This window comes from Mesorhizobium sp. WSM3864 (genome assembly GCF_002294955.1).
In the GTDB taxonomy this organism is placed as follows: Bacteria; Pseudomonadota; Alphaproteobacteria; order Rhizobiales; family Rhizobiaceae; genus Mesorhizobium.
In genome coordinates this window covers 178,244-192,303 of record NZ_NSGD01000005.1, presented here as the reverse complement: position 1 = coordinate 192,303, position 14,060 = coordinate 178,244, and the positions used below count along the sequence as shown (strand labels likewise).

13 protein-coding genes are annotated in these 14,060 nt (G+C 63.3%); 9 read left to right on the top strand and 4 right to left on the bottom strand.

Annotated features, from left to right (window positions below; translation table 11 throughout):
* Positions 1–8: 8 nt before the first annotated feature.
* Together CK215_RS13665 and CK215_RS13660 are read right to left on the bottom strand one after the other, a co-directional pair.
* A complete protein-coding gene (locus CK215_RS13665; RefSeq protein WP_095777026.1) occupies positions 9–1,022 on the bottom strand; it encodes a glycosyltransferase in 1,014 nt (337 codons plus the stop codon).
* 56 nt (positions 1,023–1,078) lie between these two features.
* Positions 1,079–2,236, bottom strand: coding sequence for a nucleotidyltransferase family protein (locus tag CK215_RS13660; RefSeq protein ID WP_095831212.1), 1,158 nt, complete (start codon positions 2,234–2,236; stop codon positions 1,079–1,081).
* Between the two features lie 500 nt (positions 2,237–2,736).
* Between CK215_RS13660 and CK215_RS13655 the strand changes: the two genes are divergently transcribed.
* The 6 genes from CK215_RS13655 (at position 2,737) to CK215_RS13630 (ending at position 8,564) form a co-directional block, all read left to right on the top strand.
* Positions 2,737–2,889 (top strand): lasso peptide, encoded by a 153-nt coding sequence (locus CK215_RS13655; protein ID WP_082953851.1) that lies wholly within the window; start codon positions 2,737–2,739, stop codon positions 2,887–2,889.
* A 159-nt stretch (positions 2,890–3,048) separates the two neighbouring features.
* The gene (locus tag CK215_RS13650) at positions 3,049–3,348 is read left to right on the top strand and encodes a PqqD family protein (RefSeq protein WP_067003437.1); all 300 of its coding nucleotides are present in this window, start codon (positions 3,049–3,051) and stop codon (positions 3,346–3,348) included.
* Entirely contained in the window at positions 3,332–3,748 is a 417-nt protein-coding gene (locus CK215_RS13645) for a lasso peptide biosynthesis B2 protein (protein WP_095831211.1), read from the top strand. Before CK215_RS13650 ends, CK215_RS13645 begins: the two co-directional genes overlap by 17 nt.
* Before the next feature lie 3 nt (positions 3,749–3,751).
* Positions 3,752–5,671: a lasso peptide isopeptide bond-forming cyclase gene (locus CK215_RS13640; RefSeq protein ID WP_095831210.1), complete on the top strand. Its 1,920-nt coding sequence runs from the start codon at positions 3,752–3,754 to the stop codon at positions 5,669–5,671.
* Positions 5,668–6,657 (top strand): serine kinase, encoded by a 990-nt coding sequence (locus CK215_RS13635; protein ID WP_095831209.1) that lies wholly within the window; start codon positions 5,668–5,670, stop codon positions 6,655–6,657. Before CK215_RS13640 ends, CK215_RS13635 begins: the two co-directional genes overlap by 4 nt.
* A gap of 8 nt (positions 6,658–6,665) precedes the next feature.
* Positions 6,666–8,564: an ABC transporter ATP-binding protein gene (locus CK215_RS13630; RefSeq protein ID WP_095777107.1), complete on the top strand. Its 1,899-nt coding sequence runs from the start codon at positions 6,666–6,668 to the stop codon at positions 8,562–8,564.
* On the opposite strand, the gene CK215_RS13625 is transcribed toward CK215_RS13630, so the two are convergent.
* Positions 8,535–8,804, bottom strand: coding sequence for an exopolysaccharide production repressor exox (locus CK215_RS13625; protein ID WP_095777106.1), 270 nt, complete (start codon positions 8,802–8,804; stop codon positions 8,535–8,537). The two genes, CK215_RS13630 and CK215_RS13625, sit on opposite strands and share 30 nt — an antisense overlap.
* A gap of 606 nt (positions 8,805–9,410) precedes the next feature.
* Here CK215_RS13625 and CK215_RS13620 point away from each other — a divergent pair.
* The 3 genes from CK215_RS13620 to CK215_RS13610 all read left to right on the top strand — a co-directional run bounded on the left by CK215_RS13620 (position 9,411) and on the right by CK215_RS13610 (position 12,652).
* Entirely contained in the window at positions 9,411–10,088 is a 678-nt protein-coding gene (locus CK215_RS13620) for a sugar transferase (protein WP_067003431.1), read from the top strand.
* Positions 10,089–10,263: 175 nt separating this feature from the next.
* Entirely contained in the window at positions 10,264–11,451 is a 1,188-nt protein-coding gene (locus CK215_RS13615; protein WP_095777021.1) for a polysaccharide biosynthesis/export family protein, read from the top strand.
* A gap of 106 nt (positions 11,452–11,557) precedes the next feature.
* Entirely contained in the window at positions 11,558–12,652 is a 1,095-nt protein-coding gene (locus tag CK215_RS13610) for an acyltransferase (RefSeq protein WP_095831208.1), read from the top strand.
* 111 nt (positions 12,653–12,763) lie between these two features.
* Here CK215_RS13610 and CK215_RS13605 read toward each other — a convergent pair whose 3' ends face one another.
* Positions 12,764–14,047, bottom strand: coding sequence for an O-antigen ligase (locus tag CK215_RS13605; protein ID WP_067003426.1), 1,284 nt, complete (start codon positions 14,045–14,047; stop codon positions 12,764–12,766).
* Between the last annotated feature and the right edge of the window lie 13 nt (positions 14,048–14,060).

Below are 14,060 nucleotides of genomic sequence, written 5' to 3'. Positions count from 1 at the left end.
TTGTCGGATCATTCCGTTGCGGCACTTGTTGCCGGCAACAGGAAGCGCATCGGCGGCACCTGCTTTGCAGCAATGCCGGCGCGGCGGAGCAAGGCGTCCAGCTTGTCGGCCGCCACGCCGCGAACGATCGGGATCAGATTGGACTGGCTGGCCAAGGCATAGGCGGCGGCCGATGCCAGGCCGCGCTCCGCCTTCACGTCAAGGAAATTCCGCAGCCGGTATTTGTCGCGCACATGGCGCTCGTGGCGCCGCAACGCGGCCTTCGAGCCCTCCGGCAGGTTGCCCAGCGCCAGCAAGGCCAGGTCGGCATCGGCAAGCCGCTTCAGGTCCTGCGTCCTGTGGCGGCCGCTCAGCGAGTCGGCACGAACGATCGCGCCATAGCCGCAGGACTTGATGATCTTGAAACGCGCGCCGCAGGCGACCGCGCGCGCATAGAGCTCGTAGTCCTCGCCGAGCCGCAGCTTTTCATCGTAGCTCAGCCCGTGACGATCGAGGAACGCCCGGCTGATCACCGGCTTGAGGAAGCCCAGTTCGCCGCGCAGCACGCGGCGGCGAGAAATGTTGCCTTCGATGAAACGCTCGAAGTCGAGGAATTGCGGTTCTGGCGCGAAGGACGGAGCTGCGACCTTGGTGGGGTCGGTCGCGGCATCGTCCCTGATCAGCATGATGTTGTCCGCCGCGAAATCCCAGTCGGCGTTGGCAAACAGCCGGCGGAAACGCCCTTCGAGGAAGAAATCGTCGGCGTCGAGGATGCTGATGAAAGGCGAAACGGAAGCCTTGATCGCGGCGTTGCGCGCAAAGGACGGACCATGGTTGACGTCGAGACGCATCACCTTGAGCCGACCGCTGCCATCATCGGCGGCGCGCGCCACGTTCTGTGTGTCGTCGGTGGAGGCGTCGTCGACCACGACGACTTCCGCCACCTCCGGCTCGCGCAGAGCCGAAGCGATGGCGACCGGTATGGTCCGCGCCGCGTTGCGGGCGGCGATGATGACGCAGACCCTTGGGGTCGTCACGGCCATGATTCACCTTTCGATTGCATGAGTGACCGCCCACCTATGAATGCAAAACCGAATCTTCATGCGTTGCCCCGCACCGGCGCGGCCGCGGCCGGCCGCTCGAAGATCCGCCGGCTGAGATCGGCGGAAGCCGCCCAGCCGGCCTCCGCCAGATAGCGCACCGGCTCGCGACCGCAGAGCTCCCACAGCACCGTTCGCCGCTGCGGCCAGCGCAACGAGGACAGCCAGGGCGCGATCACCATGTGGAAGAGGTCGGCATTGTCGATGCGCGCCAGGATCCGGGTGGCGCGCTCCGAAAGCAGCGTGGCGGTACCGCCAAGCAGAACGTCGGCCGCGCGCAAACCAAGCAGCAGCGTGTCGGCAAGGCCCTGCTCCGCAGCATGGTCGAGCAGTTTCTGCTGCTCGGCTTCGTTCAGCCTGCGGGCGGCGGCTCTGACGTCGCAGACATAGCCGGCGCAGGGCTCGCGGTTGAAGAAGGCTTTGGCGACGCTGATGCAGGACAAGAGCAACGTGTCGGACGCCGAGATCAGGGGCATGGAGGCGCCCGCAACCTTGACCTCGCGCTTGCGGCGCAGGAAGCCGTCGATGTCGCGCGGGCTCGGCGAGCCCGGCTGCTGCAGCCGATAATGGAGATCGACCGTTGCGGCCCGCACGCCATCGTCGCGGACCATGTGCTGCTCGCCGAGGAAACGCACCCACCAGACCGACCGGGACTTGCCGGCGACCTCGTAGCCGGCCGAGCGAAGGGCTTCGCGGGCGGCAGCGAAGCCGGACGGGCAAACCAGAATATCGACGTCGCCGGACGGCTTCATGAAATGGTCGCCGTAGAGCAATTGCTGCTGGAGCGGTCCCTTCAGGAAGACGAAGTCGATCTGCCTGTCCTGCAACACCTGATGGATGGCGATCGAATCGCCGATGCAGGCGGCATTCATCGACATGGTACGCCGGCGATAGCCATCGAGCCATGCGAGCAATTCGGGAGGCGTCGCGCCGGTGGCCCCATGCGAGAGAGCCTTGAGCATAAAGACGGCGACCTTGTTCAACCTCGCAATGTCGGTAATGTCGGCCACGCAGATTGCCGGAGCCGGCATACCGCCATGGTCGACCGCGCGCGCTGTCGGATTGAAGAACAGCCGCAGACAGGCCTGCACATAGGCGACTTCGTCGGCACTGCCGGTCGCACGCAGCCTGTCGTAAGAAGCGTCCTGCACGGTCATGCCCGTTGTCGTCTCTCCGCAAAACCGCCCGCGGGGGCCTTATACCGCAACTGCGAAGAAAAGCATCGCCAAAAAATCAGGAGCCCCATCCAGGCCCATCCCAAGCCGCCTCGCGCCTGCAACCTGAGCGTTCATATTCGCTCATGGCCGATCACTTTTGAAGACAAATCCGGTGGCGGCGAGGCGAGCTGGCAATTGCTATTCCTGGAGTGTTTTCTCCGCAAGTTCCTACATAGCCACTTAAGCTCTCGAACTTACCTCAATCAAATCATATGCTTACTTAGACGGCAAAAAGGCTATGTTGAACGTTCGAGTGCTGTTCGCCCGAGATGCAAAAGCCGGCGACGTCATCACCGACGCGGGCATGCGCAACCAAGAATTGATTACTACCTGGTAAATCAGGCTTGACTCATAAATGTTGCCGTGCAGCAATTGCGATGCAGCATAGCAATATGCTGGCGGCATTCCGACGCCGCTTCCAGTCTTAATTGGAGAATAGAATGGAACAGAATGTTGAAAAGCAAGAGTACGAGACCCCAAGCCTGACGGTTCACGGTTCGATCGAAACGATCACGCAGGGTGCCTCCGGGACGACGGCGCTTGACGCGGCATTTCCCGCGCACACACCGGTCGGTGAGCTCACCTTCTCCTGAGCTTGTAGCGCCCGGAGTTGTCACAGTTGGGGCTCCGGGCGTTCCCTTTCTTCGAACACTGAGCCGGGGCCTCCTGCCCGGGCTACCTGGACTCCCTAAGGATCGCAGGCAACCGATCCCGGTCGAGGTCACGCAAGCGTTCAACAATGAGGTTTTAGGATGCACTGGAACCCATCGAACCATGACCGCGTGGTCGCGAGCGGCGATGCCGTGGCTTGTGAATTCGGCAACGGACTGGCGCTGCTCCATCTTAAATCCAACATCTACTACAGCCTGAACGGCGTCGGCGCCTACATTTGGGAGCTGATCCAGGAGCCACGACCGATCCCCGACATAACAAGCGCGGTGCTCGCCCGCTATGATGTCGATACAGAACGCTGCAAGGCCGATGTCGAGGGCTTGCTCAAGGGACTGATCGAAGCCGGGCTTGCGAGGTTCCACCATGAGGAACTGGCCTAGGGTCCGCTCGCTTAGCGGGCCGGAGGCGCTGTTTCTGGCGCGCTGCCTGGCAGTGGTCAGCCTCGTGCGGCTGGGGCTTACGCTTTCGTCCTATAATCGCATGCGCGCTCTGGTGACTCGACTGGAAGCGAGGAATGACGCTGCCATCGCCGATCTGCGGCGCGTCGCATGGGGCGTTGCCGCTGCTGCGCGATACGTGCCGGGCGCCAGCTGCCTTACCCAGGCGCTCGCCGGACAGTATCTGCTTGCCCGCCAGGGCAAGGCCTCCACGATCAGCATCGGCATCGCGCGCGACCCCGGCGCCGATCTCAAGGCGCATGCCTGGCTGATCAGCGGCGACCACATCGTGCTTGGCGGCTCCATCAACGGCTTTGCCCATCTTGTCGATCACGGACACTAGGCGATGAGCGGCGTCGCCGGAATTCTGCTCAGACAGGATGGCAGCCCAGCGGCGGCGGCCGACATCCAGCAGATGCTGGCGCGCATGCGCCACCGGGCGCGCGACGGCAGCTCATGGTGGACGGACAGACACGCAGCACTAGGCCATGCCTGGCTCAACACGACCGGCGAGCAGGGCCCTGGGCCGCTGACAATGGCCGGCGGCAAGCTCGCCATTACGGCCGATTGCCGGCTGGACAACCGCGAGGAGCTTCTGGCGCGGCTCGGTGTGCGCGACCGATCGGCCGCCGACGCCATACTGCTGATGCACGCCTATCTCAAATGGGGCGAGGCCTGTCCGACCTACCTGCAAGGCGATTTCGCCTTCGCGGTCTGGGACGCCGAGCGCCGGGCGCTTTTTTGCGCGCGTGACCATTTCGGCGTCAAACCTTTCTACTACCACTGCGCCGACAGGCGCTTTGCCTTCGCATCGGAGATCGGCCCACTTCTGGCGCTGGACGGTGTCGGCAGGGCGCTCAGCGAGCATCAGATTTCCGGCTTCCTCGCCGGCCTGCCGGACGATCCGCAATCCACGCTCTATGCGGAGATCTTTCGCTTGCCCGCTCGGCACAGCATGACGGTGACCAACAATCAGGTCGTGCTGAGCCGCTACTGGGAGATTGAGCCGTCACAAAGGCCGCTGCGTTCGGATGCAGCGGACGAGTTCCTGCATCTTTTCGCGCGATCGGTTGAAAACCGGATGCGGGGCAATCCGTCCGTCGGTGCCATGCTGAGTGGTGGGCTCGATTCGTCCTCGATCGCCTGCATGGCCGGACTTCAAGCTGCGGCGACGCAGAAGCCGAAGCTCAAAACTTTCTCGCTGGTCTTCGAGAGGGGGTCTTCGATGGACGAGCGGCCCTTCATCGATGCAGTGCTGGAGCAATATGGGCTCGACGGCACGCTGATCGCGGTCGGCAACTATGCGCCCTTCGCCGAGTTTGATCGCATTCTGGAGGAACAGGAAGGGACCTTCCTGGCGCCCGGTCTGTCCTTGACCCGCAGCGTCTATCGCACCGCGAGCGCTAAGGGCGTCACAGTGCTTCTCGACGGCCACGGCGGTGACGAGGTCGTATCGCAAGGTCATGGGTATCTGCATGAGCTCGCCCATCGCGGCAGGTGGCTGGAGCTGTGGCGCGAGCTGCACAGTGCCGCCAACACCTATGGCGACGGGATGCTGCCTCTGTACTTCAAGTTCCTCGCCGCCTACGGGCCGGCCTGGCGGATTGCCAGGATGAGGGCGAAGGCCAGGCGCCTTCTCGGAAAACTGCGGCGCAGACCCTCCCATGCACCGCGCGCGGCGTGGGCAGGACTGGTCAATCCGGAGCTTGCCAGGCGTACCGATCTCGCCGAACGTTTCCATTGCGCGGCCTATATGCCCGCCAATGTCAGCACCAGCGAAGCGCTCACCCATCGCTGGCTTTTGTCCACCGGGCTGGTGCCCCATGCTTTCGAGGTTCTCGACAAGGCCGCCGCCAATTTCGGCGTCGAACCGCGCTATCCGTTCTGGGACAAGCCGCTGGTCGAATTCTGCTTGGCATTGCCGGGCGAGGAAAAGCTGCGCAACGGCTTCGGCCGCCATGTGCTGCGCCGGGCGATGGAAGGCGTGCTGCCGCCGGCGGTGCAGTGGCGGCGCGACAAGATCGATTTCACCGCCAGCCTGGTCAAAGGCATGATCGTCAACCATCGCGATCTGCTGGACCGGCTGCTGGTGTCGGACAACGACTTGATCGCCCCCTATGTCAATCTGCCCGAGGTGAACGCGGTCTATGCGCGCATGCTGCAGCGGCCCGAGCAGGCGACGCTGCCCGACGTCCAGCATATCTGGCGTTCGGCCTCACTGTCGCTATGGCTGCGGCAGGTCCAACAGCATGGAAGCCCTGCATGAACTCTCCAGCCGCTTCTCTTGCCGCGAGGCCCGGCTCCGCCATCGAAGCGGCCCCTCGAAACGGGCGTGCCCGTCGGTTCTACAAGGCGTACGGCCTGACGATCGGGTCGGAGGTGGCTTTGCCGGAACTGGAACCGACCGCGCCGGCAGCACCGGACATCGAGATCGCTGTTGGGCCGATCGATTTTCCGGAGGCTGCATTGGCTAACGCCGCGGCCTTTCGCTTCGAGCCGACACGCCAGTACCTGTCCTGGCAAGCCGTCGGCACTTTCCTGATCAGCGATGCCTCCCGGATCGATGTCGATCCGGCGCCGGGCGTCGATGATCCGCTGCTTGCCTTCCCACTTTTGGGTCCGGTGCTGGCGCTCACGCTGCATCAGCGCGGTCTGCTCGTCCTGCACGCCAGCGCGATCGCCGTTGGCGGGCAAAGCGTGATCTTCATGGGCGACAAGGGTGCCGGCAAGTCGACCACGGCGGGCGCGATGATCCGCGCCGGTCACCTTCTGCTTACCGACGATGTCGTGGCGCTGGACCTGTCCGATCCTTCACGGCCGATGATCCTGCCCGGCTTTCCGCAGCTCAAGCTTGCAGCGGATGCCGCGAAGGCCATCAGGATCGGCCGAGCGGAAGTGCGGCCGCAGGTGCATCCGCAGATCGAGAAGGCGCAGCATCGCCTGCGAGACGGATTCTCCGGCGAGGCCGTGCCGGCGGCCCGGATCTATGTGCTGGAGCGCGACGGGCAGGCGGCGATCACACCGCTAAAGGGCGCCGCCGCCCTGCCGGCGATCATCAAATTTTCCTATGTCACGCGGTTCGGCCGGCAGGCGCTGGTCGGCGATTTCGCGTCCACGCATCTCGGTCAATGCGCGCAGCTGGCCGGCCGGATCGGCGCCAGCCGGCTCGAAGTGCCGGCAGGTCTGGAGCGGATCGACGAGGCCGTCACCCTGATCGAGCGCGATCTGGCCGCCGGTTCTCGGGCAAGGTGAGCAGCGGCATGGCCTGGTCCTCGAAACTTCGCCTGACACTTTTGCGGGATGTGGCCGGCTTCGGTGGTGTCATGGCGCATATCGGCGGGCAGCGCACGCTGACGGCGCTTGCCTTCCTGGTCCTCGGCAGTCTGACCGAGGGCCTCTCGATCCTGCTTTTGATCCCGCTCTTGCATCTGATCGGCAGTGCCGACCAGGATTTCGCCGTGCGCGTACCGGGCGCCTTGCGCTGGCTGGTGCCGGGCGGCACGCTCTCGTTGGCGACGGTGCTCTGCCTGCTCGTCGCGCTGGTGGCGCTGCAGGCGATGTTCAACCGCTTCAAGTCGCTCTACATGGCGCGGCTGCTCTACGACTTCGTCAACCGGGTGCGCATGAACCTGTTCGAGAGCATCGGCAAGGCGCGCTGGGGCGTCTTCACCCGCATGCGCAGCTCCGATCTCGACCACGCCATGACCGGCGACATCGACCGCGTTCAGGCCGCAGCCTTCTCGCTGCTGATGCTCGCCCAGACGGCGCTGCTGCTTGCCGGCTATCTCGTGGTGTCGCTGTTCATCTCTCCGGTGATGACGTGCTTCGCCATCCTGATCGGCGTGCTCTTGTTCATCGCGCTGCAGCCCTTCCGTGCGCGCGCCACCGCCTACGGTCGCGTGCTGACCGGCAGCCGCCAGGACCAATACCGCACGGTGTCGGAGTTCCTCGGCGGCATCAAGGTGGCCAAGAGCCTGAATGTCGAGGCGAGCTATTTCGCGCAACTCCGCGCGACGCTGGACAAGATGAAGGCGGACAATGTCGCCTATGTCCGCAACAGCACCATCGGCACCGCGCTTTTCCAGGTCGCGAGCGTAATGGGGCTCAGCCTGTTCATCTACATCGCGCTGGTCCGCTTCCATCTCTCCCTTGCGGAAATCGTCGTGTTGCTCCTGGTCTTCATGCGGGTCGCGCCCCGCTTCATGGACATGCAGGTGCAGGCGCAGCAGATGCTGATCAACCTGCCGGCCTACACCGCCATGCAGGCCCTGCAGGCGCGCTTCGATGCCGAGCGCGAGATGGAGCCCGGCGATGCCGCGCAGAACGCAAGGCTGTCGCTCGACAGGGGCCTCGATATCCGCGACGTCTCGTTCGCCTATGGCGCCGGCGATGGAAGGCCGGTGGTGAGCGGCATTAGCTTCGGCCTTCCCGCCGGCGAGGTGACGGCGCTGATCGGCCCGTCCGGTTCGGGCAAGAGCACGATGGCCGACATGCTGCTTGGGCTGCTCGAGCCGAGCCAGGGCAGTATCCTGGCGGACGGTGTCGAGATCACCGCGCAAAACCGCAGGGCCTGGCGCGGCCAGGTGGCCTATGTGCCGCAGGACGTGTTTCTGCTGCACGACACCATCGGCGCCAATCTGCGCCTGGCGGCGCCGCAGGCCAGCGACGAGGAGCTGTGGGCGGCGCTGCGCAAGGCTCATGCGGCCGACTTCGTCGAGCGGCTCGACCGGAGGCTCGAAACGGTGGTGGGCGATCGCGGCGTCAGGCTTTCCGGCGGCGAACGTCAGCGCATCGCGCTGGCACGGGCGCTGCTGCGCGAACCCTCGCTGCTCATCCTCGACGAGGCGACGAGCGCGCTCGACTGGCAGAATCAGTCGCTGATCGCTCAATCGATCGAGGAACTGCGCGGCAAGATGACTATCCTCACCATCGCGCATCGGCCGTCGATGATCGCCTTTGCCGACTGGGTCGTGGCCATCGAGGGCGGCCGCATCGTCGAGGTCGGGCAATATCAGCGGCTGAAAGCAAAGTCGGGCAGCCGGCTGGCCAGGATGCTCTCCGGCGAACGGGCCGAACGGGAAACCGCAACATGGGCCTACAATGCGCCGCCCCCTGCGCCGGCTGAACGATCAGCGGAGGCTGCCGCGCCGCGCGGTTAGCTTTTCGCCATCGGGCACCTTGTTGATGCCACGGTCGGCCTGCCGCGCCTTGTCGGCGGGTATCGGCCCGCTCCTGGCGATCATGGCGAACACCAGAACGAAGTACCCCACCTGAATGACGACAGCGCAAATCACGGCGCGCATGATGATGGTGCCAAGCGATTCGCCGTCGAGCCAGGACCAGCCGACTACAACAGCGAGCGTGAATATCATCCCGACGATGAACTTTGGCAAAGACATGCTCGTCGGCCCGTCAACCGGCACGCGCATGCAAAGGCTGTGGCTTACCCACCCGCGTAACTCCCCGTTCCGCCAGAGAGCTATTTCTGGCTGCCCAATCCGACCGGTTGCTTCCGGCCTTTCCGACCCATCCAGACTATGACAGCAACAGTTTGCCACTCTATTAAGGCGAGACCTTTGCGGCAAGGCCAAATGCACATCAAGTCAAGGGTTTCGCGGCATCGACTCTGCCATGTTGCGGCGCACACCCCTGCATCGCCACCTATTCACTATAGCGAAATCCTCGACAGTAGAACCCGAAACATTAACCAGTATTTAATGCGAAGAACTTACCTGCGCGAGTGATTCCTACGACGTGCAACCGTCGTTCGTCTGCAGCAAAGAATGCATTGCCCAAAATCAGCCTGAAAGCTGTACTACATCTCCCAAAAAACCTCTCACCTTGTCATAAACATGCCACAAAGGCCAAAATTTGGGCAGGGCAGGTTTATTATTTGATCAATTCATGACGGGAACATTTCACGCGAATGGGAAATTGTGTGTTGCGCTGCAGCATTTTTTTGGTATCGTGCCGTAAACCATCCGTTCAACGTATGGAGCTTTTGCATGAGGGACGTCGCCAAGCCGGCTAATGCGGGTTTTTCGCAGGCCGGCATTGATTTTCCACCCCCCATCGGCGGTCTGCTCAAACGCAGTTTCGATATCGTCGGTTCCCTGGCGGGTCTGGTCCTGCTCAGCCCGCTTTTCCTGATGGTCGCCCTGCTGGTCAAGCTTTCCGACCGCGGCCCGATCTTCTACGGCCACAAGCGGATCGGTCGCGGCGGAAGGATTTTTGCCTGCCTCAAATTCCGCACCATGGTGCAGGATGGCGAGAAGGTGCTCGCCGCGCACCTGGCGGCCAATCCGGATGCTGCCGCCGAATGGGCGGCGACGCGCAAGCTGAAGGACGATCCGCGCGTGACGCGTGTCGGCGCGGTGCTGCGGAAGCTCAGCCTCGACGAGCTGCCGCAAATCATCAACATCCTGCAGGGCGACATGAGCCTGGTCGGGCCCCGCCCTGTCGTACGCGACGAGCTCGAGATCTACGGCAGCGCCGCAGTCTATTATCTGAAGTCGCGCCCGGGCCTCACCGGGCTGTGGCAGGTGAGCGGGCGCAACGACGTGTCCTACGACACGCGCGTCGCCTTCGATCGCCACTATGTCGAGAACTGGTCGATGGTCGAGGACATTCGCATCATCGTCAAAACCGTGCCTGCCGTGTGGATGGCGCGCGGCAGCTATTGACCGCCAGGCCTGTCCCGCCAATCTCGGGACAGGCGTCCGGCAGTAATCTCATCGGGCGGATGGGGCTAACGCGGATCGGAAACGTTCATTGAAAAACCACCCCCTCGGACTCCTTTCCAAGGCGCCCAGCCGATTTGCGGCCGTGGCGCTTGCCCTGTCTCTTGCGATTCCCACCATGGCGGTGGCTGGAGACTATCGTCTCGGGCCGCAGGACAAGCTCAACATCCGCATTGCCGAGTGGCAGACGGTCGACGGCACGTTCCGCGACTGGTCATCCATCAACGGCGACTATTCGGTCGGCCCCGCCGGCACGCTCTCGGTACCGTTCGTCGGCGAGATGCAGGCGGCCGGTAAGACGACCTCGGAGATCGCTGCCGCGATCGGTCTCGCGCTGCAGCGCAAGCTGGCACTGCCCGACAAGCCTGAAGCCTCGGTCGAGATGGCGCAGTTCCGGCCATTCTACATTTCGGGCGAAGTGCAGAACCCTGGCCAATTCCCCTACGTGCCGGACCTTACGGTACTGAAGGCGGTGAGCATCGCCGGCGGCATCCGGCGCAACGCCGATTACGGCCCTCAGCTCGGCAAGGACCTGGTCACCGCCAAGGGCAGTTTCGATATCTATGACGACCAGCGGCTGCGGTTGATCATAAAGCGTGCCCGCATCGACGCAGACCTTGCCGGCAAGACGAGCTTCGAGATTCCGAAGGAGGCTGCGGACGACCCGAGAACGCAGGCCATCGTTGCCGACGAAATGCAGATCCTCACGGCCGACCAGAAGGCGCTGAAGCTGAAGCTGGACGCGCTTGATGACCTGAAAGGCGTGCTCGAAGGCGAGATCGAATCGCTGCAGAAGAAAATCGCCAACCAGCAGCAGCAAGTGGATCTGGCGCAGCAGCAGCTCACCAGCATCGGTCCGCTGGCCCAGAAGGGCCTTGTCGCCAATGCGCGACTGCTCGATTCGAAACAGTCGGTGGCGGACCTGCAGGGCAAGATCCTGGATTATGAGACGGCCATCCTCACCGCCAAGCAGTCGATCAGCAAAGCTGATCAGGACGCCATCGATGCCCGCAACACGCTCAATTCCAACCTGGCCGCGAGCCGGCAGCAGGCCGAGGCCGACCTGAACGAGGCGACGCTGAGGACTGCCATGCAGAAGGGCCTGATCGCCGCGGCCTCGGATCCCGCAATGGCGGCTGCCATAACAGGGGGCCAGGAACCGGCCCTGCTGTATTCGCTGGTGCGTGTTGCCGACGGCAAGACCAGCGAGATCGACGCCAAGGAAGACACGCCGGTGCTGCCGGGCGACGTCATCAAGGTGAAGCTGGCGCCGAGTGCCGGCGGCCCACCCATGGCCAGCCAGTAGCCAGGCGCCCGGGCCTCGCTCAGCGCGGTCCGCGGGAGGAACAAGTCAGGCTCGTTCGCGCCAAGGTGCGGGCGAGCAATCTGTTTGGACCGCTTGAAGGCATAGCATGCAGCCTGCCGCTCCGCGTCACGTCTACCTCAACCTCGACGCCATCCGCGGCGTCGCGGCGATCAGCGTGATGCTCTATCACTTCTCGCCTTTTCTAGCCGACGGCAAAGTGCTGCCGTCGAGCTATCTTGCGGTAGACCTGTTCTTCCTGCTCAGCGGCTTCGTCATCGCCCACGCTTACGACCGCAAGATCGAGAACGGCATGGGCTTCGGCACCTTCCTGGCCATCCGCCTGATCCGCCTCTACCCGCTCTACCTCGTCGGCACGTTGCTCGGCTGCTTCTATCTGCTCGTCAAGAACAGGCTGATTGCGACGGAATACATGCCGTTGTCGGAGATCGGCACGCAGCTCACGACAGGCATGCTCTTCATTCCGCTGGTCGGCGATGCCTACCATACGATCTTTCCGCTCAATCCCGCTTCGTGGTCGCTGTTCTTCGAGCTGATCGTCAACATCGCCTATGCCGCCGTCTTCTTCCTGCTGTCGAAACGTGTGCTGACGGCGCTGGTAGCTGTCAGCCTGGTGCTGCTGATCGTCGCCTCAGCACTTGCCGGCACGCTCGATTTCGGCATGACCGGCAAGACCATCATTAGCGGGCTCCCGCGCGTGTCGTTCTCCTTCTTCCTCGGCGTGCTGCTCTGCCGGTCGATGGCGCGCTACCAGGATGGCCTCGGCTTTCTGCGGCGCGGCTGGTGGGTCGAGGCCGCGATCCTGCTTACGCTGATCGTCTTCGCCATCGCGCCTGCGGGTGCTGCCGGGCGTGTCGCCTACGACCTCGCCTCTATCGCCGTCGTGTTCCCGCTGATGGTGGTGACCGGCGCGGTGGCACCGACGGCGCCGCGACTGGCTAACTTCTATGGCTGGCTGGGGCGGGTCTCCTACCCGATCTACATCATCCACACGCCGATGCTGATGATCATCGCCGGGGCCGGCAAGGCGGCGTCGGTCGACCCGTTCGCGCATCATCCCTGGTTCGGCATCGTGATGGCCGTTGTAGTCATCGTCATCGCCGACATTGCCACCCGCATCTATGACGAGCCGGTACGCCGCTTCCTGCAACGGCAAATGCAGCGCTCGCGAGCCGTGGCCTAAAGCGCGTCGCAATCTTTCAGATTTGCTCCATGCCCTTTTAGGTTTTGATTTTAAGCATGTCTTTGACCCGAAATCGGTTCTCGCTTTCGGGGGACTAGGCGAAAACCGCGATCAGACCGGCGCCGGCATGTGGCCGTTGGCAGGCTTTTCATCCTGGACAGGAATGGCAACCCGCCGTCGCCGGGCAACCGGCAGCGGGGTCAGCTTGAACAGGCCATAATAGACGATGAAGGAGGCCATGAAATAAGGGCCGAGGATCTCGACCTCGAAGAAGGAGCGGATCAGCATCAGCCCGACGGCGCCGGCGAGCACCACCGAATCAGCGCTCCAGACCCCGAACACCACCTTCGAGATATGGCCGTAGAAGGCGCGCAGGATGATCAGCGCCAGCATGGTGACGCCGACGAAGCCGATCTCGACCAGGGTCTCGATATAGGTGTTGTGGAAATGGAAGCCGGTGCGGGTCGTGATGTAGAACTCCGCCCACAACCGTTCCGGATCGGCGAACCCTTGCACCCAGTAGGCGGCATAGCCGTAGCCGAGCAGCGGGTGCAGCTGCGCCGCCTCCCAGCCCTGCTGCCAGAGATAGGTGCGGCCGGTCAGCGTCGAATCCTTGCCGAAGATGCCGAGCACGACGTCCAGCAGGCCGAGGTTCAGCGCGGCCACCACGCCGGCTACCAACGCGCCGCCGCCGACCACGAACAGCACGCGGCGGTAGCGCCGCGACAGGACCCTGCTCATGGTGAGCAAGATGACGATGCCGAGCACCGCCGGCAGCGAGGCGACGGATGTCGCCGAGTGGGAGATTGCCAGCATGTATGCCGACATCAGGATGATCGGCGCGGTCCAGAAGAAGCTCAGCCAGTTGCGCCGGTAAAACATCAGGAAGACGAAAGACAAAAAGATGCCGAACGACGAGAAGAACCCGACCTGGTTCTTGGAGGCGAAGGCGCCGACGAAATTGAAAGTGCCGTCCATTATGTCCAGCGCGTAAGCGTTGACTTTCAGCGAGTAGAGCAGGACGACGAATATCCCGATCAGCGATCCCAGGACCAGCGTCCGCACGCTGATGGTGCGGGCCGCGATATAGGCACAGACGATATGCGAGGAATATTGCACCGCCGCACGCGCGCTGATGCCGGCGGCCTGCGACCAGAAGACCGACAGGCAGACATAGGTCGCGAAGAGTATCGGCAGCCAAGCGTTCGAGAGCTTCCAGGTGAAACGCCGGTAGTCGACGAAGAACAGCGGCAGCCAGACCGCGTAATAGGCGAGGATCAGGACCTGACCGAAATTGCTGGAATAGGCAAAGGCAAGAACGGAAACCGCGACGGCAAAGGCGCCATAGGCCTTGTTTGCCTCCGGATCGAGCAGAATGGATTTTGGAATCTTCATGCCGGATTTTTCG

Bases quoted from the DNA above. Each gene is read 5' to 3' on its own strand.
- CK215_RS13665 (WP_095777026.1), bottom strand. From the start codon at position 1,022: ATGGCCGTGACGACCCCAAGGGTCTGCGTCATCATCGCCGCCCGCAAC.
- CK215_RS13660 (WP_095831212.1), bottom strand. From the start codon at position 2,236: ATGACCGTGCAGGACGCTTCTTACGACAGGCTGCGTGCGACCGGCAGT.
- CK215_RS13655 (WP_082953851.1), top strand. From the start codon at position 2,737: ATGGAACAGAATGTTGAAAAGCAAGAGTACGAGACCCCAAGCCTGACG.
- CK215_RS13650 (WP_067003437.1), top strand. From the start codon at position 3,049: ATGCACTGGAACCCATCGAACCATGACCGCGTGGTCGCGAGCGGCGAT.
- CK215_RS13645 (WP_095831211.1), top strand. From the start codon at position 3,332: ATGAGGAACTGGCCTAGGGTCCGCTCGCTTAGCGGGCCGGAGGCGCTG.
- CK215_RS13640 (WP_095831210.1), top strand. From the start codon at position 3,752: ATGAGCGGCGTCGCCGGAATTCTGCTCAGACAGGATGGCAGCCCAGCG.
- CK215_RS13635 (WP_095831209.1), top strand. From the start codon at position 5,668: ATGAACTCTCCAGCCGCTTCTCTTGCCGCGAGGCCCGGCTCCGCCATC.
- CK215_RS13630 (WP_095777107.1), top strand. From the start codon at position 6,666: ATGGCCTGGTCCTCGAAACTTCGCCTGACACTTTTGCGGGATGTGGCC.
- CK215_RS13625 (WP_095777106.1), bottom strand. From the start codon at position 8,804: ATGTCTTTGCCAAAGTTCATCGTCGGGATGATATTCACGCTCGCTGTT.
- CK215_RS13620 (WP_067003431.1), top strand. From the start codon at position 9,411: ATGAGGGACGTCGCCAAGCCGGCTAATGCGGGTTTTTCGCAGGCCGGC.
- CK215_RS13615 (WP_095777021.1), top strand. From the start codon at position 10,264: ATGGCGGTGGCTGGAGACTATCGTCTCGGGCCGCAGGACAAGCTCAAC.
- CK215_RS13610 (WP_095831208.1), top strand. From the start codon at position 11,558: ATGCAGCCTGCCGCTCCGCGTCACGTCTACCTCAACCTCGACGCCATC.
- CK215_RS13605 (WP_067003426.1), bottom strand. From the start codon at position 14,047: ATGAAGATTCCAAAATCCATTCTGCTCGATCCGGAGGCAAACAAGGCC.